At 64.2% G+C, this 26,212-nt stretch carries 26 protein-coding genes and 1 tRNA gene; 15 read left to right on the forward strand and 12 right to left on the reverse strand.

Annotated features, from left to right (window positions below; translation table 11 throughout):
• Positions 1-8: 8 nt before the first annotated feature.
• The 3 genes from proC to METLW4_RS0108585 form a co-directional block, all read right to left on the reverse strand.
• Positions 9-833, reverse strand: coding sequence for a pyrroline-5-carboxylate reductase (proC, locus tag METLW4_RS0108575; RefSeq protein ID WP_018265799.1), 825 nt, complete (start codon positions 831-833; stop codon positions 9-11).
• A gap of 5 nt (positions 834-838) precedes the next feature.
• Positions 839-1,342, reverse strand: coding sequence for a YbjN domain-containing protein (locus METLW4_RS0108580; protein ID WP_018265800.1), 504 nt, complete (start codon positions 1,340-1,342; stop codon positions 839-841).
• 451 nt (positions 1,343-1,793) lie between these two features.
• Positions 1,794-2,327: a L,D-transpeptidase gene (locus METLW4_RS0108585; protein WP_018265801.1), complete on the reverse strand. Its 534-nt coding sequence runs from the start codon at positions 2,325-2,327 to the stop codon at positions 1,794-1,796.
• Positions 2,328-2,562: 235 nt separating this feature from the next.
• On the opposite strand from METLW4_RS0108585, the gene METLW4_RS0108590 reads away from it, so the two are divergent.
• Entirely contained in the window at positions 2,563-3,432 is an 870-nt protein-coding gene (locus METLW4_RS0108590) for a methyltransferase domain-containing protein (protein WP_018265802.1), read from the forward strand.
• Here the strand turns inward: METLW4_RS0108590 and METLW4_RS24435 are convergent.
• Together METLW4_RS24435 and METLW4_RS24440 are read right to left on the reverse strand one after the other, a co-directional pair.
• Positions 3,429-3,800, reverse strand: coding sequence for a protease inhibitor I42 family protein (locus METLW4_RS24435; RefSeq protein ID WP_018265803.1), 372 nt, complete (start codon positions 3,798-3,800; stop codon positions 3,429-3,431). The genes METLW4_RS0108590 and METLW4_RS24435 overlap by 4 nt on opposite strands.
• A 2-nt stretch (positions 3,801-3,802) precedes the next feature.
• A complete protein-coding gene (locus METLW4_RS24440; RefSeq protein ID WP_018265804.1) occupies positions 3,803-5,119 on the reverse strand; it encodes a glycosyltransferase in 1,317 nt (438 codons plus the stop codon).
• An 81-nt stretch (positions 5,120-5,200) separates the two neighbouring features.
• Between METLW4_RS24440 and rlmN the strand changes: the two genes are divergently transcribed.
• Positions 5,201-6,367 carry a 23S rRNA (adenine(2503)-C(2))-methyltransferase RlmN gene (gene rlmN, locus METLW4_RS0108605; protein ID WP_018265805.1) on the forward strand — a complete coding sequence of 389 codons (1,167 nt, stop codon included), beginning with the start codon at positions 5,201-5,203 and terminating at the stop codon, positions 6,365-6,367.
• A gap of 43 nt (positions 6,368-6,410) precedes the next feature.
• Entirely contained in the window at positions 6,411-6,845 is a 435-nt protein-coding gene (locus METLW4_RS0108610; RefSeq protein ID WP_018265806.1) for a hypothetical protein, read from the forward strand.
• A 26-nt stretch (positions 6,846-6,871) separates the two neighbouring features.
• Here METLW4_RS0108610 and METLW4_RS0108615 read toward each other — a convergent pair whose 3' ends face one another.
• The 3 genes from METLW4_RS0108615 to METLW4_RS0108625 all read right to left on the reverse strand — a co-directional run bounded on the left by METLW4_RS0108615 (position 6,872) and on the right by METLW4_RS0108625 (position 8,314).
• On the reverse strand, positions 6,872-7,126 hold the full coding sequence (locus METLW4_RS0108615; protein WP_018265807.1) for a hypothetical protein: 255 nt from the start codon (positions 7,124-7,126) through the stop codon (positions 6,872-6,874).
• 112 nt (positions 7,127-7,238) lie between these two features.
• Complete coding sequence (locus METLW4_RS0108620; protein ID WP_018265808.1) at positions 7,239-7,736, reverse strand: disulfide bond formation protein B; 498 nt, start codon at positions 7,734-7,736, stop codon at positions 7,239-7,241.
• A complete protein-coding gene (locus METLW4_RS0108625; protein ID WP_018265809.1) occupies positions 7,733-8,314 on the reverse strand; it encodes a YqaA family protein in 582 nt (193 codons plus the stop codon). Before METLW4_RS0108625 ends, METLW4_RS0108620 begins: the two co-directional genes overlap by 4 nt.
• Before the next feature lie 161 nt (positions 8,315-8,475).
• On the opposite strand from METLW4_RS0108625, the gene METLW4_RS0108630 reads away from it, so the two are divergent.
• Positions 8,476-8,560, forward strand: a tRNA-Leu gene (locus METLW4_RS0108630).
• A gap of 38 nt (positions 8,561-8,598) precedes the next feature.
• Here the strand turns inward: METLW4_RS0108630 and METLW4_RS0108635 are convergent.
• Positions 8,599-8,811 carry a SlyX family protein gene (locus METLW4_RS0108635; protein ID WP_026191362.1) on the reverse strand — a complete coding sequence of 71 codons (213 nt, stop codon included), beginning with the start codon at positions 8,809-8,811 and terminating at the stop codon, positions 8,599-8,601.
• Positions 8,812-9,003: 192 nt separating this feature from the next.
• Here METLW4_RS0108635 and METLW4_RS26410 point away from each other — a divergent pair, with 192 nt between their 5' ends.
• Positions 9,004-11,301: a hypothetical protein gene (locus tag METLW4_RS26410; RefSeq protein WP_210162318.1), complete on the forward strand. Its 2,298-nt coding sequence runs from the start codon at positions 9,004-9,006 to the stop codon at positions 11,299-11,301.
• 95 nt (positions 11,302-11,396) lie between these two features.
• Here the strand turns inward: METLW4_RS26410 and METLW4_RS0108645 are convergent, their stop codons facing one another.
• From METLW4_RS0108645 to METLW4_RS0108655, 3 genes are read right to left on the reverse strand one after another with little or no spacing between them, the layout of a single operon-like run.
• A complete protein-coding gene (locus METLW4_RS0108645) occupies positions 11,397-12,317 on the reverse strand; it encodes a response regulator transcription factor (RefSeq protein WP_018265812.1) in 921 nt (306 codons plus the stop codon).
• Positions 12,307-15,678 (reverse strand): hybrid sensor histidine kinase/response regulator, encoded by a 3,372-nt coding sequence (locus tag METLW4_RS0108650; RefSeq protein ID WP_018265813.1) that lies wholly within the window; start codon positions 15,676-15,678, stop codon positions 12,307-12,309. Before METLW4_RS0108650 ends, METLW4_RS0108645 begins: the two co-directional genes overlap by 11 nt.
• Positions 15,679-15,707: 29 nt before the next feature.
• Positions 15,708-16,046 carry a hypothetical protein gene (locus tag METLW4_RS0108655; protein WP_018265814.1) on the reverse strand — a complete coding sequence of 113 codons (339 nt, stop codon included), beginning with the start codon at positions 16,044-16,046 and terminating at the stop codon, positions 15,708-15,710.
• A gap of 175 nt (positions 16,047-16,221) precedes the next feature.
• Here METLW4_RS0108655 and METLW4_RS0108660 point away from each other — a divergent pair, with 175 nt between their 5' ends.
• The 10 genes from METLW4_RS0108660 to ureC all read left to right on the forward strand — a co-directional run bounded on the left by METLW4_RS0108660 (position 16,222) and on the right by ureC (position 26,205).
• Positions 16,222-17,418 carry a hypothetical protein gene (locus METLW4_RS0108660; RefSeq protein WP_018265815.1) on the forward strand — a complete coding sequence of 399 codons (1,197 nt, stop codon included), beginning with the start codon at positions 16,222-16,224 and terminating at the stop codon, positions 17,416-17,418.
• A gap of 37 nt (positions 17,419-17,455) precedes the next feature.
• Positions 17,456-18,730: an urea ABC transporter substrate-binding protein gene (gene urtA, locus METLW4_RS0108665; protein ID WP_026191363.1), complete on the forward strand. Its 1,275-nt coding sequence runs from the start codon at positions 17,456-17,458 to the stop codon at positions 18,728-18,730.
• A gap of 70 nt (positions 18,731-18,800) precedes the next feature.
• On the forward strand, positions 18,801-20,372 hold the full coding sequence (gene urtB / locus METLW4_RS0108670) for an urea ABC transporter permease subunit UrtB (RefSeq protein WP_018265817.1): 1,572 nt from the start codon (positions 18,801-18,803) through the stop codon (positions 20,370-20,372).
• 9 nt (positions 20,373-20,381) lie between these two features.
• Complete coding sequence (gene urtC / locus METLW4_RS24450; RefSeq protein WP_018265818.1) at positions 20,382-21,503, forward strand: urea ABC transporter permease subunit UrtC; 1,122 nt, start codon at positions 20,382-20,384, stop codon at positions 21,501-21,503.
• Positions 21,500-22,261 (forward strand): urea ABC transporter ATP-binding protein UrtD, encoded by a 762-nt coding sequence (gene urtD / locus METLW4_RS0108680; protein WP_018265819.1) that lies wholly within the window; start codon positions 21,500-21,502, stop codon positions 22,259-22,261. The genes urtC and urtD overlap by 4 nt, the downstream gene beginning before the upstream one ends.
• Before the next feature lie 4 nt (positions 22,262-22,265).
• Positions 22,266-22,964: an urea ABC transporter ATP-binding subunit UrtE gene (gene urtE / locus METLW4_RS0108685; RefSeq protein ID WP_018265820.1), complete on the forward strand. Its 699-nt coding sequence runs from the start codon at positions 22,266-22,268 to the stop codon at positions 22,962-22,964.
• A gap of 65 nt (positions 22,965-23,029) precedes the next feature.
• Complete coding sequence (locus METLW4_RS0108690; RefSeq protein WP_018265821.1) at positions 23,030-23,773, forward strand: urease accessory protein UreD; 744 nt, start codon at positions 23,030-23,032, stop codon at positions 23,771-23,773.
• Between the two features lie 107 nt (positions 23,774-23,880).
• Positions 23,881-24,183 carry an urease subunit gamma gene (locus METLW4_RS0108695; protein ID WP_018265822.1) on the forward strand — a complete coding sequence of 101 codons (303 nt, stop codon included), beginning with the start codon at positions 23,881-23,883 and terminating at the stop codon, positions 24,181-24,183.
• Complete coding sequence (locus tag METLW4_RS0108700; protein WP_018265823.1) at positions 24,180-24,503, forward strand: urease subunit beta; 324 nt, start codon at positions 24,180-24,182, stop codon at positions 24,501-24,503. The genes METLW4_RS0108695 and METLW4_RS0108700 overlap by 4 nt, the downstream gene beginning before the upstream one ends.
• Positions 24,493-26,205: an urease subunit alpha gene (gene ureC / locus METLW4_RS0108705; protein ID WP_018265824.1), complete on the forward strand. Its 1,713-nt coding sequence runs from the start codon at positions 24,493-24,495 to the stop codon at positions 26,203-26,205. Before METLW4_RS0108700 ends, ureC begins: the two co-directional genes overlap by 11 nt.
• Positions 26,206-26,212: the final 7 nt, after the last annotated feature.

Below are 26,212 nucleotides of genomic sequence, written 5' to 3' on the forward strand. Positions count from 1 at the left end.
CGCGCCGCTCAGCCGGACAATTCCCCCGCCCGCCGCTTCGCCGCGGCGACCGCGCGCTCCAGCAGCGGCGCGAGGCCGTCGTCCGCCATCAGAACCTCGAGCGCTGCGGCCGTCGTGCCGCCGGGCGATGTGACATTCTGCCGGAGCGTCGCCGGCGTCGCATCGGCGCTCTGACGCAATAATTCGCCGGCGCCGGCGACCGTCGCGCGGGCGAGCCGCGCCGCGGTCTCCTCCGGCAGGCCGGCCTCGATCCCCGCTCGGGTGAGGCATTCGACGAAATGGAAGACATAGGCCGGACCGGAGCCGGATACGGCGGTCACGGCGTCGACTAGCGGCTCGCTCTCGACCCAGACCACCTCGCCGACGGCGGCGAGCAGCGTCTCCGCCAGCGCGAGATTCTCCGCATCGACGGCGGGCGCGGCGAAGGCGCCGGTGATTCCGCGGCCGATGGCGGCCGGCGTGTTGGGCATTGCCCGCACGAAAAGCCGCGCCTGCGGCAGCCGCGCGGAAAGATCGGCGACGCGCTTGCCGGCGAGAATGGAAACGATGAGCGTATCGGCGCCGGCCTCTCCCGCGATCGTCGGCGCCACCTGATCCAGCGCCTGCGGCTTGATGGCCAGCAGAAGCGCGCGCGGGGCCACGCGATTTTCGGGGTTGAGGCGAAACCCGCGCTCCTGCGCGAGCGCGACGAGCGCCGGCGAAGGCTGCGGCTCGACAATGGAGACGCCCGCGCCCGAAAGCCCGCGAGCCGCCCAGCCCTGCAGCAGGGCGAAACCCATTTTTCCGGCCCCGACCAGAGTGACGGAGCGAGGCAGCTCGGCCGCTTCGGCCATTTGAATCACGCTTCTCCCTTGGTCTCGAAGGTCGCGGTCTCGAGCGCTTCCTTGGCCCCCTTGCCGGCCCAGAGCACGAATTGGAACGCCTGATAATAGCGCTCGCAGGTCTCCAGCGCATGGTCCAGCAGAGCGGCGCATTGCGGGCCGGAGGGCTGGGCGCCGCCGGTCAGCAGCAGGCCCTGGCGGTGCATGACCACACCCTCGCTCGGCCAAAGATCGAAATGGCCGACCCAGAGCTGCTCGTTGATGGTGCGGATCAGCGCCTGCGCCTCGGTGCGGCGGCGCTCCGGCACGCGCAAATCGAAGGCGCAGCTCACATGGAGCGTCTCGAGCTCCGCCAGCCAAGTGAAGGCCACATGATAGTCCGTCCAGCCGCCGGCGACCGAGATGGAAATCTCGTCTTCGGCGTCACGATCGAAGCTCCAGTCGTTGGTGGCCGCCAATTGCTCGACGATGTCGACAGGATGCAGGGGACGGTCGAAGTCTTTGTCAGGTGCGATCAGCATGAGCGAAACCTAATGTGAGGGTCGGCCAGACGAGGGCGACGGACGCTTCTCTCTTCAGAGACGCATACGCTGACTGCGAGCCTCGCGTTCCCATTGCTCGGAAACCGCCGACGATAACGAATCGTCCTGCTCGTTCACTATACTCGAAACGATTGAAATGCCGCCGACTCAACTCTTCGTGGGCGCGAACCTCAAGTGCGTTCGTCGATTTGTCGCACAGTGGTGGATTCGTTCCGGCCGGTCTACAGGCGGCGAGCCGACGTCCACAAGCTGAAGCATTCGCGGAACGAAAAACCATGGGACAAGTCTCCCCCGCGCGCCTTGCGCGAAGCTGCGCGACAGCCTTGGACCTGCTCCGCTTTCGTCTTTGGCGAGCGCCGTCCGCTCCGATCGGATCGGACAGCGCTCTCTATTCTCTATACGGGTCTCTAATTCGGGTTCGAAATTCCGATCAGGGCGTCATGACCACCGGCGTGCCGACGCCGACGCGCTCATAGAGATCGACGACATCCTCGTTCAGCATGCGGATGCAGCCGTAGGAAGCGGCCGTGCCGACCGAGGCGCGCATCTTATTGGTGGTGCCGTGGATCGCCACCTGGTTGCGGTCCAGCGTCAGGGCGCGGACGCCCATCGGATTATGCGGCGAGCCGCCATGGATGAAATTGGGTAGCTCGGGATGGTCCTGCTTGACCACCGCCGGCGGCACCCAGTCGGGATTCACATATTTCCCGTCGATATGGGCGTAGCCGGACCATTCCTTGCCGGCCTTGGGCACGGCGACGGGGTAGCGAATGGCGGTGCCGTCCCCATTCACCAGAAACAGGCTGCGCTGGCGGGCGCTGATGACCACCGTGCCCGCCTGAACCGGGGCGCTGTACGAGACGACATTATGCGCCGCGCTCGCCGCCCCCGGCAGAGCGAGGCCGCCGGCGAGCGCCGCCGCGGCCGTGAAACGCGAAATACGCTGACGAAACGAAATGCACATGACTCACCTTCTCCGAATGGCCGGCGTCGCATTCGAACATGTCGCGCATTCTAGCTCGGGCCATCTTCCGCGCCAGCCATCCCATAGTTGCGGTTACGGTTTAACACTAAGATTTCCTTACCTGTCTCGCTAAAGCGCGACAAATGCCGAGAAATCCCCGCCTTATTTCCGCCGCCTCGTTTCCGGCGCGCCGAGCGGCGGTTGCGCGGGGCGCGCGTTCGGGGCATGACGGGGCATGGAGAGAGGACAGTCCGCGCCCGCGATCTTCGATCGCGCTCTGCTGCGTCGCCGGCTGGCGCGGGCCGCGGCGCGCGGCGCGCCGGATTTTCTATTGGCGCGGGCGGCCGACGATCTCGCCGACCGGCTGGCCGGCATAAAGCGCCCTTTCCCCCGCTCGCTCGATCTCTGCACCCCTGCGGCGCATTTCGCGCAGACCGTTATCGCCGGCGGGCGGCCGGCGCCGCTGCGGGCCGGGCGATTCTACGAGGCGGGCGTCGATCTCGTCGCCGAGGAGGAGGCGCTGCCCTTCGCGGCCGAGGCTTTCGATCTCATCGTCTCCGGCTTCGCGCTGCAATGGGTGGACGATCTCCCCGGCGCGCTCGCCCAGGCGCGGCGCATGCTCGCGCCGGACGGGCTGTTCCTGGCCTGCTTTCCCGGCGGCGCCAGCCTCATAGAGCTGCGCGCCGCGCTCGCCCAGGCGGAGGACGAGATTTCCGGCGGCGCCAGCCCGCGCGTCTCGCCTTTCGTCGATCTGCGCGATCTCGGCGGGCTGCTGCAGCGGGCGGGCTTCGCCCTGCCGGTGACGGACGTCGATTCCTTCACGCTGCGCTATGATTCAATGTTCGCGCTCTGCGCCGAGCTGCGCGCCATGGGCGCGGCCAATGTGCTGACGCAGCGCTCCCGCAAGCCGCTGCGGCGCGCCATTCTGCTGCGCGCGGCGGAAATCTATGCGACGCGCTTCTCCGACGCCGACGGCCGCGTGCGGGCGACAATGGAGCTGGTCTGGCTCTCCGGCTGGGCGCCGCATGAGAGCCAGCAAAAGCCGCTGCAGCCCGGCTCCGCGCAAATGCGGCTCGCCGATGCGCTGAAGCCGAAGGACGGCTAGCGCGCCTGAATATCGATCGTCCGCCGCTGAACGGCGCGCTTCTCCCAAGGCCGCTCTTCGACGAAGACGAGACGCGCCCGCCCTGCGGCGACGGCCTCTATGCGGAAGGAGCGCCGACCCGGCGCGCCCACCAGCGGCCGATCCGGCGCGCCGCCGGACGGCGCGAAGCCGCCCTCTCCGACCCGCACCATGGCCGGATTTTCGCTCGCCTCGCGATCGAAGCGCCAGACATAGCCGGTGGACGGATTCTCGACGAATTCGATCGTCCGCGTCTCGCCCTTGGCCAGCGACAGGCGCCCCTCCCCGGCCCGGGCCGCGGATAATTCGAGCAAAATCATCGCTATCGCGACAAGAATCGGCTTTGTCATCCTTAAGCCTCGACCGCAATTGCCGCGCATCCGATCAGCTCGGCGATCTTCGCCGCGGCGGCGGCGGCGCCATCCTCGCGGCCGATGCGCTCGGCCGCCTCGCGAGCCTTCTGCGCATGGCCCTCATCGGCGAGCAGCGCGCCCAGCTCTGTCGTCAGACGCTCGGCGGCGCAGCGCTCATAGGGCAGCAGCCTCCCGACGCCGAGACGCGCCACGCGCGCGGCATTGTCGTGCTGATCGCCGAAGACGGGGACGACGAGCTGCGGCTTCCCCGCGCGCAGCGCCTGCCCACAAGTTCCCGCCCCGCCATGATGCACGATCGCCGCGGCGCGCGGGAAGATCAGCGAATGGCGGATATGGCCGGCGACGAAGAGATGCGGCGGCAGCCCCTCGGCCAGCGCCTCCCTCTCCTCATCGGCGACCAGCAGCACCGCGCGGCGCCGCAGGCTCGACGCGGCGCGGCCGGCGGCGCAGTAGAAATCCGAGCGGGCGCGTACGACGAAACTGCCCAGCGTCACGACGATCGGCGGCTCGCCCGCGGCGAGAAACTCCGCCAGCCCCGCCGGCAGCGCCTCCGCCGCATCGGTGAAGCGATCGTGGAATGTGTGGCCGGCGAGAAAGAGGTCCGCCGGATGATCGGGTTGCGGCGGCGCCAGCAGCGGGCTGAGCAGGCCGAGCGTCGCCCGCGCATAGGGGCCGCCGGTCAAGAGCGCGCGTCCGCGCCGATGCGGCAGGCCGAGCGCGCGCCGCAGCCGCGCGATGGGCCGGCCTTGCCAGGCCAGAAAATGCGTCAAGGCGAAGCCGAGCGCCTCATTATAAGCGAGCGCCAGGCGCGAGCGCGGCTGCGCCAGAAAGCGCGAGCGCGGGCCGAGCGGCGGATCATAGGCGGAGAGCAGAAAGAGCGGCGAGACCACGCCGTCGAAGAGCGGAACGCGGAGCCGCTCCGCCGCGAGCTTGGCCGAAAAGCAGATGCTATGCGCGACGATCGCCGCCGCGCCCTCGCTGGCCGCGGCGACATCCTCATAGCTCTCGCGCAGATAAGGAAAGATCAGCTCGCGGAACATGAAGCCGTCCTCGCGCGCGACGCGCTCGGCGAGCCCGGCCATGTCCATGCCCAGCCTTTGGGCGAGCTCGTCGACGTCGGGCCGCACGGCGGCGAAGCCGAGCCCCTCGCTCTCGATCCACTCGCGATAGAAGAGGCTGGCGGCGATCACCGGGCGAAAGCCGAGGCGCTTCAGCGCATGCGCGAGCGCCACATAGGGATTGAGGTCGCCGAGCGAGCCGAAGGTCGCTATGACGATTTTCCGCCCGTCTCCCATATCCGCTTCGTTCCCCTCTCCGCCCCATGGAGTCGGCCGGCGCGCATGTTATACTGATTTCTTCCGAGAAAGAGGACCCAGATGACCGCCGCTTCCGTTTCCGATCCCAGGCCATCGCTGGCCGGCGCCACGCGCGCCGAGCTGGCCGATGCGCTGCGCGCCATTGAGATACCGGAGCGCGAGATCAGAATGCGGGTCTCGCAGCTGTGGCATTGGATCTATTTCCGCGGCGCGCGCGAGTTTTCCGAGATGCTCAACATCTCGAAAGTCGTGCGCGCAAAGCTCGCCGAACGCTTCACGCTGACGCTGCCGGAGATCGCCGCCGAGCAGGTTTCCACCGACGGCACGCGCAAATGGCTGCTGCGGCTCGACCCCGTGGACGCGAACGACAAGGGCGCGGAGATCGAATGCGTCTATATTCCCGAGAGCGACCGCGGCACCTTATGCGTCTCCAGCCAGGTGGGCTGCACGCTCAATTGCAGCTTCTGCCACACCGGCACGCAAAAGCTGGTGCGCAATCTGACGACGCGGGAGATCGTCGCGCAGCTTCTCGTCGCGCGCTCGCGGCTCGGCGATTTTCCGGGCCTCGAACCGCCGACCGACGGGCTCGTGCCCTCGGGGCCGGATGTGCGCGCGGTCTCCAACATCGTCTTCATGGGCATGGGCGAGCCGCTCTATAATCTCGAGCAGGTCGAGAATGCGATCGAGATCATGTCCGATGGCGACGGGCTGTCGCTGTCGAAGCGGCGCATCACCGTTTCCACCTCGGGCGTCGTGCCGCAGATCGAGAAGCTCGGCGCCGAATGCGGGCCTATGCTGGCGATCTCGCTGCACGCCGTGCGCGATCCGCTGCGCAATGAGCTGGTGCCGCTCAACAAGAAATATCCGATCCGAGAATTGCTCGACGCCTGCCGCGACTATCCCGGCGCCTCCAATGCGCGGCGCATCACCTTCGAATATGTGATGCTGAAGGGCGTCAACGACAGCCCGGCGGAAGCGCGCGAATTGGTGCGGCTGCTGAAGGGCATTCCGGCCAAGATCAATCTGATCCCCTTCAACCCCTGGCCGGGCGCGCCTTATGAGTGCTCCGATTGGGAGACGATCGAGCGCTTCTCCGACATTGTGTTCAACGCCGGCTATGCGAGCCCGGTGCGCACGCCGCGCGGCCGCGACATTCTCGCGGCCTGCGGTCAACTGAAGAGCGAGACCGAGAAGCTGCGCGCGAGGGCGCGGCTCGCGGTGGAATAGAGCGCGCTCGCTCCTGAATAACGACATCGCCGGAAAGATATCCATGCGAGACATCGTCCCGATCGTCGAAGGACTGGCGAAGGCTCTCGACCGCGATGATTTCGATGCGGCGAGTTGTTTTCTGAGTGAGGATTGCGTCTACGACACCGGCGGCGACGTCGTGACGGGACGCATCGCGATCATCGCCTCCTATCGCGCCGCCTCGGCTTGGGCGCATGCGACATTCGATGAAGTCGTCTACGAATCGGAGATCGATCGAGCCGACGTCTCCGACACGTCCGTCGCCGTGATCTATACGGATCGCATACGCAAAGGCGAGCGCTGGCACACGCACAAATGCCGACAAACGGTCGACGTGGACCGCCGATCCGGCGAAGTCGTCGCCATCGCCCATGACGATTTCGAAGGCGAAGCGGAGCGTCTGAACGCTTTCTTCGCCGCCTGCGGAGTCGTTAGGCGCGCGCGCCCTGAAAGCTAGCTGCGGCCCGAGGTTCGCGGCGCCTGTCAGCCCAAGAGCCGACGCAGCGCTTCCGCGCTGGTGACGGGGCCATTGGACGGCGCGCCCTTATTGGCGAGCTTGTCGAGCGTGATGAGAATTTTCGTCAGCTTGTCCTGCATCAGATTGACGTCATTCGCCAATTCGTTGAAGCGATTCTCCAGCAGGATGAGATGCCGGCCGAGCGCCCGCGTGTTGGGCGAGCCGTCCGGGCTCGTCTGAACGCCTTGCGTCTGCATGTCGTATTGCTGGAAGACTCGCATGGAATTCTCCGATTGCTCGCGAGCGGGCCGCGCCGCCGATTGAGAATGGACACATCTCTATCGGGCAGAGGATGGCGCGAGCCGGCCCTGCGACAAGGCCGTTCGGAGAATTTCAGCGGTCGCCGCGCGCGGCGCGAAAGGCGACGGCGGCGAGAGCGGCGGAGATCAGCACATTCCAATTGCTGAGCGTGAGCGTGAATATGCGCAGCGCCGGACGATCGCAGCTCACCACTTTCATCTTGTCGAGCGAGGAGCGGAAATCGTCGAAGGAGCCGGCCTTGCTCAGCGCGCCCGTGCATTCGGAGGGGCCGGGAAAGAGCTTCAGCTCGACGCCGGAATGATAGAGCGCCAGCGCCGTTCCCGCCGCGAACAAAAGCCCGAGCAGCGCCAGGGCGACGCGCGCGGCGCCCTCCCCGCCCCGCTGCAGCGCTATGGCCGCGAAGGCGGCGAGCGGAATGCCGGCGTAATAGGGAATCCGCTGCTTCAGACACAGCTCGCAGGGGGCGAAGCCCATCGCCTCGATGATCCAGGCGCCGCCGATGGTGGCGACGGCGACGCCGAGAACGGCCAGCGCCGCGCGTTGTCGCGTGGAGAGCAGCGCCGCGATCACAGGAATTTCGCCGCGACGACGAAGCCGACGACGACGATCGCCGCCATCACGCCGATGAACAGGCCGAAATGCGCCTCGAGCTTGTCGCGCAGAAAATCGCCGAAATGATTGATGGCTGCGGCGAGGATGAAGAAGCGCGCGCCGCGCGTCACCAGCGAGAGCGCGAGAAACAGGCCGAAATTATAATCCATCAGCCCGGACACGATGGTGACGAGCTTGAAGGGAATGGGCGTCAGCCCTTTCACCAGAATGAAGAGCGCGCCCCAATGGGCGTAGAACGCCCGCAGCGCCTCCATTTTGGCGGCATAGCCATAGAGATCGATGAGCCAGAGGCCGATCGTGTCGTAGAACAGCGCGCCTATGGCGTAGCCGAGCGCGCCGCCGGCCACGGAGGCCACGGTGCAGATGGCGGCATAGAACCAGGAGCGCTTGGGCTCGGCCAGCGACATGGGCAGGAGAATCACATCCGGCGGGATGGGAAAAAAGGAGCTTTCCGCAAAAGCTATGGCGCCGAGCGCGAAAGGCGCATGCCGGCTGCCGGCGAGCGACATGGTCCAGTCGTAGAGCTTTTTGATCATTTTCCAACCGGTTCTAAGGGCGAAGCGCCCCTCGCTTACCACCTCGCGGCGCCGGAGGCGAGGCTGGCGGCGCATCGGCCGTGCGAAACGCGGAAGCGCGCCTTGACGGAGGCTTCGGCCCGGCTAATATCCGCGCCGCGACGCCGGCCCCGCCGGCCCGCGCCCCTGTGGCGGAATTGGTAGACGCGCTCGACTCAAAATCGAGTTCCGCAAGGAGTGCTGGTTCGACTCCGGCCAGGGGCACCAAAAACTCAATAAATCCAATTAGATAGCCAGTCTCCACCTCAATAATGCGGCGGCGGTCGCTCCGGCGCGTCGCGGTGGCCGAGCATCTGGAACTCCTCGCGCAGGCGAGCGATCTGCCGCTCCAGCGTGTCGATCCGTCGCCATTGCGAGGCGATGACGTCGTTCAGCTCGGCGACGGTCTTGTCCTGATGCGCGAGCGCCGTCTCCAGGGCGACGAGACGAGAGGACAAATCCGAAAGCTCACCGCTCATGAGGGCTCCATTGCGCCGCGCATTCCATCGGCCGGCGCGCGCATCCAAGCTTCGATCGCGCGGAAAGACAAGAGCTTCCGTTCCGGCTCCGCAGTGCGGACTATCCCTCTCATTCAGCTCTTATCTGCTCTCCGGCTATGTCAGAACCCTCAGAACCCACAAGCGAATCGACCGAAACAAACAAGTTCCACCTTGATCGCAACCAACTCTGATGGGAGGATGAAAGCAGCTGATCCGCCCCGGATTTGGCCGAGAAGAGAGATGGTGATGGTGAGCAGCCACGAAAACGTATTGGAACAGCGCGCGAGCCAATTGCATGAGACCGGTTCGGTCCTTCGCGAGGATGACGAGGTCTTCATCGTGAGCGCTAAGGGCGATTCCGGCTGCATCGTTTTCGGCCCATATGCCACGCTTGAGCGCGGTCGCTACGTCGTCCAGTTCCGCATCAATCCCATCGATGTTCAAAACCCTGAAGCCATTTGCTGCATCGTCGATGTCGTTTCCGAAATGGGAAAAACGACTCATTTCAAAAAAGAGCTATCCGCACGCGAGTTAAGTGATCGCAGGGGAAAATATGAAGCAGAATTTGAGATCGACGTCATTTCCTCGGTTGAATACAGAGTGTTTGCAACAGGGACATCTGGATTAAAGATCGCACACGAACGTGCAGTGCGATCGCTTGAGCCCGTCAGACTGGTGATCTGGGATCTCGATGAGACCTTTTGGCGCGGCACCCTAACTGAAGGAGGAATTCAAGAATACGTTCAAGAACATCACGACATTGTGGTCGAACTCGCGCGGCGCGGTATCGTCAGCTCGATATGCTCGAAGAATGACATATCGACCATTCTTCCAATACTTGAAGAGAAGGGAATTTTGAACTATTTTGTACTTCCTAGTATATCTTGGGAGCCCAAAGGGTTTCGTATCGCAAACCTGATCTCTGACTTTCAACTTCGCGCTCCCACCGTCATGTTTATCGACGATAACCCGAACAATCGTGCTGAAGCTACGGCCGTAGTTCCTGGACTACAAGTCAAGGATGAGCATTTTATCAAAAATATACTCGGAGACTGGCGCTTCAAAGGAAAGCGTGATGAAAATCTGACCAGACTGAAACAATATCAGATTCTAGAGATTCGCAAACGCGATCAAGAAAGCGCCACAGGTGGCAACGGGGAGTTTTTGCGTAACAGCGATATACGAGTTTTCGTAGACTACGACATCGAGTCCTCCATAGACCGAGCTATCGAACTTATAAATCGAACCAACCAGCTGAACTATACGAAGAAGCGTTTACCTGAGGACATTGATCTAGCGCGACAGCAGCTGGTTCGCGAAATGGCTCCGATGGGGCGTCAAGCGGGGCTTATTCGAGTCGTCGATAAATACGGGGACTATGGCTATGTCGGCTTTTTCCTTATTGAGAATTTGCTACAGAGCCCGGACATCGCATCTGCGAACAGCGCGCTCATTCATTTCTGCTTTTCATGTCGTACGCTAGGGATGCTTGTTGAGCAATGGGTCTATAACTTCCTGCGTAGACCAGCATTACAAGTCGTCGGCGAGGTGTTGACCGATCTCTCTACTCCTCGTGAGGTGGACTGGATCCGTCAAGTCGATTCGATCGACAATTCAGCGTCGTCGATTTCACCGATCGCTTCGAGTATGATATATGTCGGAGGGTGCGAGGCGCATGCTGTAGGCGTATATCTCGGAGCCTACACGCCAGAACTGAGGATACTTGGAAACTATACGGCAAATGGTCTATGGGTTCGCGTCGCGAGCGCGTCGATGGTGCTCGATTCGCTCGACCGAACCACTGTAGATTTCGCTAGCGAAGCAAAGGCGCTCGGCCTTGCAAATGAAATGCACACGTCTGAGTTTTTCCAGACAACAAATCACGACGTAATTTACATTTTTAACCTTCAGCTCGATTATTTTCAGGTCACTCGCCTACGGCACAAAACCAATAAGTGGACGTTCTCAATCGGTCCAAGGTTAGGAGACAATTTTCTGTTGAGTACCGAACAGGAGCTGCGAACGCACTTGGATCAGCACGCTGATTTTTATACACCCGAGTTACGCCAAAGCATTTTGCTCGTAGATGCTCATGTGCGAGAAAACTACGAATTTGTGCAATATCCGACGCACTCCGAGTGCGCCCAGGGAGTCATTGCTATTATCGATCGAATGCCCCTCGGATCAAAGTGCATATTCGTCATAGACCATGACAAATTACTCAACCCAAACACGCGATTGATAAATGATTTTCCAGAATGTCGACGTTACACCGAGCTGGTGCGGGATATTGTCAAGGACTATGACTACGTCGGTCTCGTTTCAATGAGCGACGCAATCACGTCGGACAACGACATTATAGATGGAAACCATTACGTTCGCGAAGTATACTTAAGATGCGCAAACAAAATAGTAGAAACAGCGAATCTTCTTCAACCTCGTAACATTCACTCTAAACCACCCGAATAAGATCTATTGATCTAAAATTTGATCTAGACGAACAGAAAGAGTGGTTTCCAATCCAATCAGACTGGGAACAACTCCGACGCATTTTCGCTCCCCCCTCAATCCGTCGCCAGCGCCTTCAGCGTCTGCAGCGCCACGGAGGTCGCGGAGGAGCGGCTGTCGACGCCGAGCTTCACGAAAATGCGCTCCAAATGCTTATGCACCGTGCGCGGGGAAATGCAGAGAATCTCGGCTATGTCGTGATTCGACTTGCCGCGCGCGAGCCAGCTCAGCACTTCCGCCTCGCGCAGCGTCAGCGCGAATTTTTGCGCCAGAAGCGCCTCGTCGCTGACGCTCTGCGGCTCGGTCAGGCGAAACAGCAGCTCGTCGCCGCCGATCTCGCAGAGAAAAGAGACGGTGACCGCCTCCCCGGCGACGGCGGGCGCGTCATGTTCGCGACGCGCGGCCGCCTCGCGTAGCAGAGCCGAAAACGCCTCCGGCGGCTGCGAGCGCAAAATCTCGAAGGGGCCGAGACGCGCGGCGAGAAGATCGGCCGCCTGCGGCGTGCACCAGAGCAGACGGCCGTCGCGGTCCGTCGCCAGGAGATGGCGGCCCGTGGCGTCCAGCGCCACGCGCGCGCCGAAGGCGGCCTTGGCGTTGGAGACGTGAATGCGGATGCGGGCGACGAGCTCCTCTATGATGACCGGCTTCACCACATAATCTACGCCGCCGGCCTCGAGCCCCATGAGGACATGGCTCGTGTCCTTGAGCCCGGTGAGGAAGATCACCGGCAGATGCGCGAAACGCGGATTCTGCTTGATGCGGCGGCAGGCGGCGAAGCCGTCGAGGCCGGACATCACTGCGTCCAGCACGACGACATTGGGCGTCACGCGCTCCAGCAGAGCCAGAGCCGCCTCGCCATTGGTGGCGGCGAGCGCGGTGAAATCGGCGCGCTCCAGCGCCTCGACGAGGAGGCTCAGCTCGTCGCGATTGTCATCGACGACGAGCGCCGTGTCGCGCTGGCGCAGATCAGCCGACATGCTCGACCTCCTGCGTCAGTGCGGCCTCGAGCGTCTGCGCCAGCTCCTCGAACTCGAAACTCTGCGCCATGGCGCGCAATTGCGCGATCGCCGCGGCGCGCTCCGGCGCAGCGGCCTCGATCTCGCCCAGAGCGGTCTCTATGCCGCGGCTGTGGCCGACGCGGCAAAGATGCAGCAGCTTCTCGACGCTCTCGCGCGGCAAAGCGAGCGCCGCCGGCGCGAAAGGCTCCGCGCCGGGGGTGGCGCGCGCAGCGACATAGAACCAGTCGAGCCCGAGCAGATTGCCGATGCGGTCCAGCATTTCGGAGAATTCGATGGGCTTCACCAGAAAATCATCATGCGGCGAATCGGGCCCGCGGCGCTCCATCAGCTCATGGGCGTTGGCGGAAACCATCATAATCGGCGTCTCCGGCCCGAGCGCGTCGCGCAATCGCCGCGCCGCCTCCCAGCCGTCCATGCCCGGCATTGCGATGTCGAGCATGACGAGATCGGGATTGCGCGCGAGGGCGAGCGCGACGCATTCTGCGCCATTGGACGCCGTCAGCACGTCGAAGCCGAGCCCGCCCAGCGATTGGCGCATCACGTCGATATGCGTCGCCGTGTCGTCGGCGACGAGAATGGTTTTGCGCGGCCCGGCGTAGCCGCGAATCTGCGGCGGCTTCTGCCCCTCCGCCGGCGAGGTCGCGGCGGTGAGATAGAGGCGCACGGTGAAGCGGCTGCCGCGCCCGACCTCGCTCTCGACGCGCATCTCGCCGCCGATGATCTGCGTCAGCAGCTTGGTGATGGTGAGGCCGAGGCCCGTGCCGGGAATGGCCGAGACAGCCGCCATGCGGCCGCGCTCGAAAGGCGCGAAAATGCGCTGCATATCCTCCGGCATTATGCCGATGCCCGTGTCCTCGACGATGAATTCCGCAATGTCGTTGCGATAGGAGACCTTCAGCCCCGCATGGCCGCGCTCGGTGAATTTCACCGCATTGGAGACGAGATTGATGAGGATCTGCCGCAGACGCTTCCTGTCGGTGCGCACATAGCGCGGCAGATCGGGGCTGCGCTCATAGCGGAAGGCGACGCCCTTGGCCGCCGCCTGCAGGCGGAACATGTCGACGAGCTGGTCCAGCGTCTCGTCAATGCGGAAGATGTCGCGCGCCACATCGAGCGAGCCGGTCTCGATCTTGGCGACGTCGAGCAATCCGTCGATGAGATTGGTGATGTGCTCCGTGCTGCGGCGGATGACGCGCACAGCGTCCTGCGGGCGATCGGTGGCGTCGCGCTCCAGCAATTGCGCATAGCCGTTGATGGCGTTGAGCGGCGTGCGTATCTCGTGATTGAGCCCCGCTATGAAGCGCGTCTTGGCGATATTGGCGGCCTCCGCCGCCTCCTTGGCGCGTTGCAGCTCGGCGTCGGTGCGCTCGTGCGCGGCGATTTCGTCCTGCAAAATCTCCGTCTGGCGGCGCGTCTCCTCCTCCGCCACGCGGCGGCTCTCCTGCGCGAGCACTAATGTCCAGGCGGCGACGCCCATGACGAGCAAGAGGCCGACGAAGACGATCTCCAGAGTCGTGCGAATGATCGGTCGCGCCGCCGGGCCGACGACGGCCGCATATTGGAAATAGATCGCGCCGAGGATCGCCGCGCTCGTCACCGCGAGCAGACCGAGCACGACGAGAAATCGGCCGGCGCGCGTCGAGAAGAAGGGCAGCGAGAATCTCGGCAAGAGCGCCGAGAAGAGCGCGCGCGCCTGCGAGGCGAGCCGCGCCTGCGGCTTGCAGGCGTCCTTGCAGCGCATGTCCAGCGAGCAGCACAGCGAGCAGATCGCCGCGCCATAGGCCGGGCAGGACGCCATGTCGTGCGGCTCGAACTCATTCTCACAGATCATGCAGCGCATGGGCTCGCGGAAGACGCTCTGCGGGCGCGCGATATAATAGCGCCCGCCGGTGGCGTAGGCGATGAGCGGCGCGAGCGAGAAAGCGACGACGAAGCCGATGAGCGCCGAGAGCGGCTGCAGCGTGTCGCCGAGCAGGCCATAGAGCGCCGCCGTCGAGACGATGAGCGAGCCCAGCATGGCGCCGCAGCCGACCGGATTGACGTCATAGAGATAGGCGCGGCGAAACTCGATCTGCGGCGGGCTGAGGCCGAGCGGCTTGTCGACGACGAGATCGGCGGTCAGAGCCCCGATCCAGGCGACGGCGAAATTGGAATAGAAGGCCAGGATGCTGTCGATGACATGGCTGACGCCGAACTCCATCAGCAGCAGCGCCAGAGTGACGTTGAACACCAGCCATACGACTCGGCCCGGATGGTTGTGCGTGATGCGGGAGAAGAAGTTCGACCAGGCGATGGAGCCGGCATAGGCGTTGGTGACATTGATCTTCGTCTGACAGACGACGACGAAGAGTCCGGTGAGCGCCAGCGCGAGGCCGGGCGAATGGACGAGGCTCGAGAAGGCGAGATAATAGATCTCGCTCGGTTGCGCCGCGCGCTCGGCCGGAACGCCGAGCGTCAGCGCCTGATAGGCGAGAAAGGAGCCGGCCGCGAGCTTGGCGACGCCGATCAATATCCAGCCCGGGCCGGCCGCGAAGAGCGCGAAACGCCAGCTGTGCCGGCCGATGCGCGCCGTCGTCGGCAAAAAGCGCAGATAATCGACCTGCTCGCCGATCTGCAGCAGCAGCGACAGCAGGATCGAGGCGGAAAGGCCGAAGAGCTTCAGATCGAAGGAGCCGTCCAGCGCGCCAGCGGCGCCGGGAAAGGCCATCCAGCCGGAGATCGCCGGCCCCCCGACCACGATCAGATAGGCGAAAGGCGCGATTTGCAGCACGAGCCATATCGGCTGCGTCCAGAGCTGATAGCGGCTGATGAAGCGAATGCCGAGCGCTGCAATGGGCAATATCGCGAGCGAGGAAATAGCGTAAGCGAGGCCGAGCGGAACGCCGAGGCACATTTGCAGCGCATCGGCCATGATCGTCGCCTCTATGGCGAAGAGAATGAAAGTGAAGCAGGCGTAGATCAGCGAGGTGACGGTGGAGCCGATGTAGCCGAAGCCGGCGCCGCGCGTCAGCAGATCCATGTCGACGCCATATTTGGCCGCGTAATGGCCGATCGGCAGGCTGGCGAGAAAGATCAGCGCGCCGACGGCGAGGATCGCCGCCATGGCGTTGGTGAAGCCGAACATCAGCGTCACGCCGCCGCCCAGCGCCTCGCAGGCGAGAAAGGAGATCGCCCCGAGCGCTGTGTTGGCGACGCGCCAAGGCGTGAAGCGGCGCGCCGCTTCCGCCGTGTAGCGCAGCGAATAATCCTCGAGCGTCTGGTCGGCGACGAACTTGTTGTAGGTCCGGCGGACCGGGAAAATTCGCTGCTGCTCTCGCATGCTCTCTTTACGTTGGGGCGTCGCCCGCGTCAGACCGGCCGAGGCTCGCCCGCCGGCCGCCAGCCCTCCGCCTCGAGACAGTCTAGCATGGGCTTGGTCAGGATCGTCGTCGAGGGCGGCGGCGACACCAGCGTCGGCCGCTCGGACTCGCCGAGCTTCTTCACGCAGGCGTCTGTGGCTTTCTTCAGGCCGCCCATATCGCCGCCGATGTTCCACCACATGTCGACGGCGTAGCGCTGCTTGGCGATCGGCGCCGCCGCCTGCGCCTTATGGCTTTTCGACGAAGCGTTCGCCTGTCCGACCGCGACGACGAGCGCGAGCGCTCCCGCGGTCAGCCCCAAAATATCCAATGCCATGGTCTTGCGCATTCGCGTCACTCCCCCGCGCCGGTGAATCCCCTGCCGGCTCTCATGCCCTATTCGACGATTTGGCGCGAACGGAGCAATACGCATTTCAGCGTATTCCTACCTAAGGGTCGCCACGACTAGTCCTTGACGTGACGAAACCGGCGCGAATCGCCGGGGGACGACACGAGGGGGACAGATGAACCAATCCCACGAAGCACTTACGGCGCCCGCGACCGCGCGCCGTCGGTCCAAGCCCGCGGCCAAGGCCGCGTCGGCGATCGCGCTCGCGGTCTGCTGCCTGTTGGGGGAACAGGCGGCGCAAGCGCGTGTGGTGATCCCGTTGGGCGATGACGATCAATGGGTCAGCGTCGGTTTCGGCCTGCGGCCCTTCTTCAGCGACGTCACCCGCAATCACGCTGCCGGGACCAATCCAGACCGCGTCGACCTCGAGAGCTTCCGCGTGTTCTCGTCCGCCTCTTTCAATCAATATCTGAAGGCGACCTTCAACACGCAGATCGACAACAACAACTCGATGCAGGTGATCGACGGCATCGGACAGTTCGAGCCGATGGACGAGATCAATGTCTGGGGCGGCCGCATGCTGCCGCCGAGCGACCGCGCCAATCTCGACGGTCCCTATTATCTCCTCGGCTGGTCCTATCCCGGCGTCGTCTCCCGCTATCCGGGGCGCGCCGCCGGCCGCCTCGACGGCGGCGCCGTCTGGGGCAAATTGTTCGACAAGCGCCTCGTCTATGTCTTCGGCGCCTATAGCGGCCACAACGACATCGTCGGCGCATCGAACACCTCGGGAAATCCCCTGTTCGCCGGCCGCGTGACCTATAATTTCCTCGATCCCGATCCGGCCCCCGCCTATTACACCGGCAGCACCTATTACGGCTCCGCCGATATTCTGGCGCTCGGCTTCGCCGTGCAGCATCAGCAGGACGGCGTCGGCACCCAGTTCCGCCGCGGCGACTTCACCGCCTGGAACGCCGATCTGCTGTTCGAGAAGAAGCTCGGCGAATTCGGCGTGGCGACCTTCGAAGGCGCTTATTATCGGTACTACACGCAAGGCGTGGCCGATGTGGCGACCAACTTCAACAACGCTCGCTCGACCGATCTCGTCGGCGGCATTCGCCCCGGCGAGGCCTTCATGCTCGGCGCCGGCTATCTCACGCCCTTCACCGTCGGCTGGGGCAAGCTGCAGCCTTACTTCCGCTACCAGCAGTTCCGCGACACGCTCGCGACGACGGTTGAGCGCCAATACGACATGGGCGTCACCTATGTCATCAACGGCCATGATCTGCGCATCACGGCCAATTACGCCATCAACCAATTCACCGCGCGCAAGGACATCGACAAGTTCATCCTCGGCCTTCAGGTCCAGTTCTGACCGCGGCGGGATCCTATTCGATCTGGGAGAGAGACGAATGAAACGTAGAGTTATGGTGAAGAGCCTCGGCATGCTCGCCGCAGGCGCGTTGCTCGCGTCGACCGCGCTGGTTCCGGCGCGCGCGGAAGATAAGGGACCGATCAAGGTCGGCATTCTGCATTCTCTCTCCGGCACCATGGCCATCAGCGAAACCGTGCTCAAGGACACGGCGCTGATGGCGATAGAGGAGATCAACGCCAAGGGCGGCGTGCTCGGCCGCAAGCTCGAGCCCGTCGTCGTCGATCCGGCCTCCAACTGGCCGCTCTTCGCTGAAAAGGCGCGCCAGCTGCTCGCCACCGACAAGGTCGCCGTCGTTTTCGGCTGCTGGACCTCGGTGTCGCGCAAATCCGTTCTGCCCGTGTTCAAGGAGCTGAACGGCCTCTTGTTCTATCCGGTGCAATATGAGGGCGAGGAGCTCGAGAAGAACGTCTTCTACACGGGCGCCGCGCCGAACCAGCAGGCCATTCCCGCGGTCGAATATCTGATGAGCAAGGCGGGCGGCGGCGCCAAACGCTTCGTGCTGCTCGGCACCGATTACGTCTATCCGCGCACGACCAATAAGATTCTGCGCGCCTTCCTCCATTCCAAGGGCGTCGCCGACGCCGACATAATGGAGGAATACACGCCCTTCGGTCACAGCGATTATCAGACGATCGTCGCCAACATCAAGAAATTCGCCTCCGGCGGCAAGACGGCGGTGGTCTCCACGATCAATGGCGACTCCAACGTGCCTTTCTACAAGGAGCTGGGCAACGCCGGGCTCAAGGCGACGGAAGTTCCTGTCGTCGCCTTCTCGGTCGGCGAGGAGGAGCTGCGCGGCGTCGACGCCAAGCCGCTCGTCGGCCATCTCGCGGCGTGGAATTATTTCATGTCGCTGAAGAACCCCGCCAATACGGAGTTCAAGAAGAAATGGGCCGCCTACGCCAAGGCGCATGGCGTCGCCAACGCCGACAAGCCGCTCACCAATGATCCGATGGAGGCCACTTACATCGGCGTCAATCTGTGGAAGCAGGCGGTCGAGAAGGCCAAGACCACCGATGTCGACAAGGTGATCGCCGCCGTCGGCGGTCAGAAGCTCGAGGCCCCATCGGGCTTCACCGCCGAGATGGATGCGAAGAACCACCATCTCCACAAGCCGGTGTTCATCGGCGAGGTGAAGGCGGACGGCCAGTTCAATGTCGTGTGGAAGACGCAAGGCCCGGTGCGCGCGCAGCCCTGGAGCCCCTTCATTCCCGGCAATGACAAGAAAAAGGACGAGCCGGACACGCATTGACAAGACTGGCGGGCGGCCCGGCGATCGGGCCGCCCGATGCGGCTTTGAATGGGAGCGTTGACACTTGCGTATGCTCAGACTGATCGTCGGCCTGCTGCTGGCGATGTCCGTCGCGCCGGCCATGGCGCTCGACCGCGAGACCATCGCCCAGCTGACCGGCGGCGATCCCGACGAGCAGCACAAGGCGCTCGACGCCGCCGCCGCGCGCGGCGATCTCTCCGCCATCCCCTTTCTGCGCGATCTCCTCGCCGACCGCGTGAAGCTCTCCGGCGACAAGGCGTTCATCGTCGATGACGACAAGGCCGTGGACGCGCTGGAGCGCACGCCCGCCGAGCTTCCCGCCGACGCAGAGGACGCGTCGACCAGCAATAGCCTGCGTCTCGCGATCGAGGAGACGATCGCGCTGATCGAGCTCGCTTCGCCCGATCACGCCGCCCGCCTCGAGGCGGTGAAGCGGCTGCAGAGCGCCGAGCTCGACGAGAGCCGCGTCTCGCTGCTCGCCAAAGCAGAGCAAAAGGAGCGCGACGCCAGCGTGCGCGACGCACTGCGCCAGATGCGCGCGCTCGGCGAGCTGCAGAGCGCCGATCGCGTGCAGCGCCTCTCCGCCGCGCAGGCGCTGCGCACCACCATCTCCGGCCGCGTGCGCGAGGCGCTGAAGACGCGCCTCGCCACGGAGGAAGACGGCGAAGTGCGCGTGGCGCTGACGCGCTCGCTGCGCAATGTCGAGTCGAGCCTCGCCATCGGCGACAATCTCGGCGTCGTCTTTTCCGGCCTCAGCCTCGGCAGCATATTGCTGCTCGCCGCGCTCGGCCTCGCCATCACTTACGGGCTGATGGGCGTCATCAATATGGCCCATGGCGAGATGATGATGATCGGCGCCTATGCGACCTATGTCGTGCAAAATCTCTTCCGCGCGCATCTGCCCGATTATTTCCAATGGTATCTCGCCGCCGCCGCGCCGGTCGCCTTCCTCGTCGCCGCTCTCGTCGGCGTCGCCATAGAGCGCACGGTGATCCGCTTTCTCTATGGCCGCGCGCTGGAGACATTGCTCGCCACCTGGGGCGTCAGCCTCATATTGATGCAGGCGGTGCGCAGCCTGTTCGGCGCGCAGAATGTGCAGGTGGAAAACCCCGCCTGGATGTCCGGCCGCGTCTTCGTCACCGACAATCTCGAGCTTCCCTATAATCGCATCGTCATACTGATCTTCTCGGTCGGCGTGCTGCTGCTGGTCTCCTTCCTGCTCGCGCGCACGCGCCTCGGCCTCTTCGTGCGCGCTGTCACGCAGAATCGCGGCATGGCGCGCTGCGTCGGCGTCGATTCCGCGCGCATCGACACAATGGCCTTCGCGCTCGGCTCCGGCCTCGCAGGCCTCGCGGGCGTGGCGCTGTCGCAGGTCGGCAATGTCGGGCCCGATCTCGGCCAGCATTATATCGTCGACAGCTTCATGGTCGTGGTGCTCGGCGGCGTCGGCCAGCTCGCGGGCGCCGTCTACGCCGCGCTCGGATTGGGCGTCGCCGGCAAGATTCTCGAGAATATGGCGGGCGCCGTCCTCGCGGAGATCGCTCTGCTGATCTTCATCGTCGTCTTCATACAAAAGCGTCCGCAGGGCCTGTTCGCGCTCGGCGGCCGGCAGGCCGATTGAGTTAAAAGCATGCTCTACATCCCCCCTGCCCCATCGCTCGCCACGCGGCTCTTCGGCCTCAGCGGCTGGCTCGGCTTTGCAGCCGCCGCGCTCGCGATCTTCGTCGCCGCGCCGCTCGCCAATCTCGTCGCGCCGGAGGGCTCCCTCCTCCATCTCTCCGACGCTTCGATCGCGCTCATCGGCAAGCTCTTTTGCTACGCCATGCTGGCGCTGGCCATGGATCTCGTCTGGGGCTACGCCGGAATCCTCAGCCTCGGCCATGGCATATTCTTCGCGCTCGGCGGCTACGCCTTCGGCATGTATCTGATGCGCCAGATCGGCCAGGACGGCAGCTATCATTCCGATCTGCCCGACTTCATGGTCTTTCTCGATTGGAAGGCCTATCCCTGGTTCTGGTCCTTCACCGATCATTTCGCCTATTCCGCCGCGCTCGCCATTCTCGCGCCGGCGACGCTCGCCTTCGTCTTCGGCTATTTCGCCTTTCGCTCGCGCATTAAGGGCGTCTATTTCTCCATCATCACCCAGGCGCTCACCTATGCGATGATGCTGCTGTTCTTCCGCAACGAGACAGGCTTCGGCGGCAATAACGGCTTCACCGATTTCAAGCGCATATTGGATTATCCGCTGGCGACGCCGGGAACGCGCATGATCCTCTTCACATTGACCGGGGCCTTTCTTCTCGCGCTCATTCTCGTCTCGCGCTTTCTCGTCTCCAGCAAATTCGGCCGCGTGCTCACGGCGATCCGCGAGGCGGAGAGCCGCGTGATGTTCTGCGGCTATGACACGCTCTCCTACAAGCTCGCGATCTGGACCTTCTCGGCCGCGATCTGCGGACTGGCCGGCGCGCTCTATGTGCCGCAGGTCGGCATCATCAATCCGAGCGAAATGTCGCCGGCCGCCTCGATCGAGATCGCCATATGGGCGGCGGTCGGCGGGCGCGGCACGCTGATCGGCCCGCTCATCGGCGCCTTTATCGTCAATGGCGCAAAGAGCTTCTTCACCGCCGCCATTCCCGAATATTGGCTGTTCTTCTTAGGACTCCTCTTCGTGCTCGTCACTCTGCTGCTGCCCAAGGGCGTCATCGGCCTCCTCGACACGCTGGCCTCCTTCCGCAAGGAGCGCGCGCGATGATCGGCGAGCCGGATATCTCCAGCGGCGTCGCGCTCTATCTCGACGATGTGCAGGTCACTTTCGACGGCTATCGCGCGCTGCGCGGACTCTCTCTGTCGATCGACACGGGCGAGCTGCGCTGCATCATCGGCCCCAATGGCGCCGGCAAGACGACGATGATGGACGTCATCACCGGCAAGACGCGGCCGGATGTGGGAACCGTCTATTTCGGCCGCTCGCTCGATCTCACCAAGATGAACGAGCCGCAGATCGCCGCCGCCGGCATAGGCCGCAAGTTCCAAAAGCCGACCGTGTTCGAGCATCTGACCGTGTTCGAGAATCTCGAGCTCGCGATAAAGGCCGACAAGAGCGTGCGCGCCTCGCTGTTTCGCCGCATCAGCGGCGAGCAGATCGACCGCATCAGCGAATTGCTGGAGACGGTGGAACTCGCCGACATGGCCAAGGAGCGCGCCGGCCTGCTCTCGCATGGGCAGAAGCAATGGCTGGAGATCGGCATGCTGCTCGCGCAGCGCCCGCTGCTGCTGCTGCTCGACGAGCCGGTCGCCGGCATGACCGATCACGAGACGAAGCGCACGGCCGAGCTGCTGCTGACGCTCGCGGGAAAGCATTCGATCATGGTGGTGGAGCACGATATGGAGTTCGTCGGCGCCATAGCGCGCAAGGTGACGGTGCTGCACGAAGGCGCCGTGCTCGCCGAAGGCCCGCTCAGCGAGGTGCAGAGCGACGAGCGCGTCATCGAAGTCTATCTGGGGCGCTAGGAACATGCTCGAAGTCAGCGGCCTCCATCAATATTACGGCAGCAGCCATATTCTGCGCGACGTCTCCTTCACCGCGCCCAAAGGCGCCTGCACCGTGCTGCTCGGGCGCAATGGCGTCGGCAAGACGACGCTGCTGCGCAGCATAATGGGCGTCACGCCGATCCGCGGCGGCGCCATCAGATTCGATGGCGAGGACATCTCCAAGCTCTCGCCCGATCGGCGCGCGGCGCGCGGCGTCGCCTATGTGCCGCAGGGCCGCGAGATTTTCTCCCGTCTCACAGTGGAGGAAAATCTGCTGATGGGCATGGCGACAAAGCCGGCGCGAAAGGCCGCCAGAGTGCCGAGCGAGATTTATGAGATGTTCCCGGTGCTGAAGGAGATGCTGCGTCGCCGTGGCGGCGATCTTTCGGGCGGGCAGCAGCAGCAGCTCGCCATCGCCCGCGCGCTCGTCTCTGATCCCAAGCTCATCATTCTCGACGAGCCGACCGAGGGAATTCAGCCCTCCATCATCAAGCTCATCGGCGAGGTGATAAAGGGCTTGAGCAGGCGCGGCGATCTCGCCATTCTGCTCGTCGAGCAATATTATGACTTCGGCCGCGAGCTGGCGGACCATTACATGGTCATGTCGCGCGGGCAGATCGTCAAGCAAGGTCTCGGAGCCGATATGGACAAGGACAACATCAGGGATTTCGTGGCGTTGTGAACGGTCCTCAACGCGCGAGGGGCCGAATAGAATTGCGCTATGCGCAAGTTCAGGGAGCGAGCCGGTTGCGACATCTGGCGCAGGAGGCGCCGCTGAGGGCGCTGTTTCCCGCCGTCGAGCCTCATGAGGCGCCCGAGGCGGCAATCGTCAACACCGGCGGCGGAGTCGTCGGCGGCGATCGCTATGCGCTGGACATAGAGATCGAGGCAGGCGCCGCCTTGACGGTCACGACGCCGGCGGCCGAGAAAATCTATCGCTCCGCCGGCGAGGACGCCGAGATCGTCACGCATCTGCGCTGCGGCGCGGATGCGCGGCTGGAATGGCTGCCGCAGGAGACGATCCTCTTCGACGGCGCGCGGCTACGCCGACGCATCGACATAGAGCTCGCGCCGAGCGCGCGCTTTCTCGGCGTCGAGACCATTCTTTTCGGCCGCCGCGCGAGCGGCGAATGGCTGAGCCATGGCGCGCTGCGCGACGCCTGGATGCTCCGCATCGACGGACGGCCGGTGTGGGCCGACGCCATCGGCCTCGAGGGCGACATCGCCGCGCATCGAGCCGCGCCTTTCGGAATTAGAGACGCCGCCGGCTATGCGACGATCGTCGTCGCCGGGCCGACTATCGCAGACTTGCTGCCGCTGGCGCGCCATTGCGCGGCCGGCGCCGCGAGCCTCGTCAATGGAATCCTGCTGCTGCGCTTCCTCGAAGATGATGCGTCGCGGCTGCGCCTCATGCTCGTCGAGGCGCTGACGGCGCTGCGGCCTCTCGCGACGGGCGGGCGCGGCGGCGCGCCGCGCCTGTGGATGAATTGAAAAGCCGCGCCGGGAATGCGAGCCTGAAGGCTCGCGGTCCGGGCCGCGGGTCCTTGGACCGCGAGCCTGAAGGCTCGCTCTTTAGATAGGCTGATGGGAGGACGCGCATGCATCTGACGCCGCGCGAAAAAGACAAGCTGCTCGTCGCCGTGGCGGCGATGGTGGCGCGCCGGCGCCTCGAGCGCGGCGCCAAGCTCAACTATCCAGAGGCGGTCGCGCTCATCACCGATTTCGTCGTCGAAGGCGCGCGCGACGGACGTTCGGTGGCGGAGCTGCGCACGCAGGGCGCCAGCGTGCTGACGCGCGAGCAGGTGATGGAGGGAGTGGCCGAAATGATCGAGGCGGTGCAGGTGGAGGCGACCTTCCCGGATGGCGTGAAGCTCGTCACCGTTCACGAGCCGATCCGATGATACCCGGCGAGATCATTCCCGCCGAGGGCGAGATCACCCTCAACGAAGGCCGCGCCACCATCTCGCTCGCCGTCGCCAATACGGGCGATCGGCCGATTCAGGTCGGCTCGCATTATCATTTCGGCGAGACCAATAGCGCGCTGCAATTCGATCGCGCCAAGGCGCGCGGCATGCGGCTCGACATTCCGGCCGGCTCGGCCGTGCGCTTCGAGCCGGGACAAACGCGCATCGTCACGCTGGTTGCTTATGCCGGCGAGCGCGCGGTCTATGGATTCAATGGCGCGGTGATGGGGCCTCTGGAGGCGCGAGATGGCGAATAAGATCGGCCGGCGCGCCTATGCCGGAATATTCGGGCCGACAGTCGGCGACCGCATTCGCCTCGCCGATACGGAGCTGCTGATCGAGATCGAGCGCGACTACACGATTTACGGCGAGGAGGTGAAGTTCGGCGGCGGCAAAGTCATCCGCGACGGCATGGGCCAGAGCCAGCGCTCCAATGCGGAAGGCGCGGTCGACACCGTCATCACCAACGCCGTGATCCTCGATCATTGGGGAATCGTCAAAGCCGATATCGGCGTCGTCAGTGGACGCATCGCGCGCATCGGCAAGGCAGGCAATCCCGATGTGCAGCCGGGCGTCGACATCATCATCGGACCGGGCACGGAGATCATCGCCGGCGAAGGCCGCATCGTCACCGCCGGCGGCATCGACACGCACATCCATTTCATCTGCCCGCAGCAGGCGGAAGAAGCGCTGGCGAGCGGCGTCACCACAATGCTCGGCGGCGGCACAGGCCCGGCCGAAGGCACAAAGGCGACGACCTGCACGCCCGGCCCCTGGCATATGAAACGCATGATGCAGGCGGCGGAGGGCTTGCCGGTCAATCTCGGCTTTTTCGGCAAGGGCAACGCCAGCCAGCCGCGCGCGCTCGTCGAGATGATCGAGGCCGGCGCGATCGGCCTCAAGCTGCATGAGGATTGGGGCTCCAGCCCAGCGGCGATCGATTGCGCGCTCTCGGTGGCGGATCAATATGACGTGCAGGTCACGCTGCACAGCGACACGTTGAATGAGAGCGGCTTCGTCGAGGCGACGATCGCCGCCTTCAAGGGCCGCACCATTCACGCCTTTCATACGGAAGGCGCCGGCGGCGGCCATGCGCCGGACATCATCAAAGTGGCGGGCGAGGCCAATGTGCTCCCCTCCTCCACCAATCCGACGCGGCCTTACACGATCAACACGCTCGACGAGCATCTCGACATGCTGCTCGTCTGCCATCATCTCGATCCGAAGATTCCCGAGGACATCGCCTTCGCCGAGAGCCGCATTCGCAAGGAGACGATCGCGGCGGAGGATATTCTCCACGATCTCGGCGCGCTCTCCATGTATTCCTCCGACAGCCAGGCGATGGGCCGCGTCGGCGAGGTCGTCATCCGCTGCTGGCAGACGGCCGACAAGATGCGTCGCCAGCGCGGCAAGCTCGCCGGCGACGGCGCCGGCAATGATAATTTCCGCGCTCGCCGCTATGTGGCGAAATATACGATCAACCCCGCCATAGCGCACGGAATCGCCGATCTCGTCGGCTCGATCGAGCCGGGCAAGCTCGCCGATCTCGTGCTGTGGTCGCCGGCCTTCTTCGGCGTTAAGCCCGATCTCATATTGAAGGGCGGCAGCATTGCGATGGCGGCGATGGGCGATCCCAACGCCTCCATTCCGACGCCGCAGCCCGTGCATTATCGGCCTATGTTCGCCGGCTTCGGCCGCAGCCTCACGCAGAGCTGCGTGACCTTCGTCAGCCGCGCCGCGCGAGAGGCCTCCATCGCGCAGAAATACGGGCTCGAGCGGCCGCTGCATGTCGTGACCAACACGCGCGGCGGCATTTCCAAGCGCAGCATGATCCTCAATGACGCGACGCCCAAGATAGAAGTCGACGCGCAGACGTACGAGGTGCGCGCCGACGGCGAGCTGCTGACCTGCGAGCCCGCCGCCGTGCTGCCCATGGCGCAGCGCTATTTCCTGTTTTGAGAGGGTG

It is taken from the genome of Methylosinus sp. LW4, from assembly GCF_000379125.1.
GTDB lineage: Bacteria > Pseudomonadota > Alphaproteobacteria > Rhizobiales > Beijerinckiaceae > Methylosinus.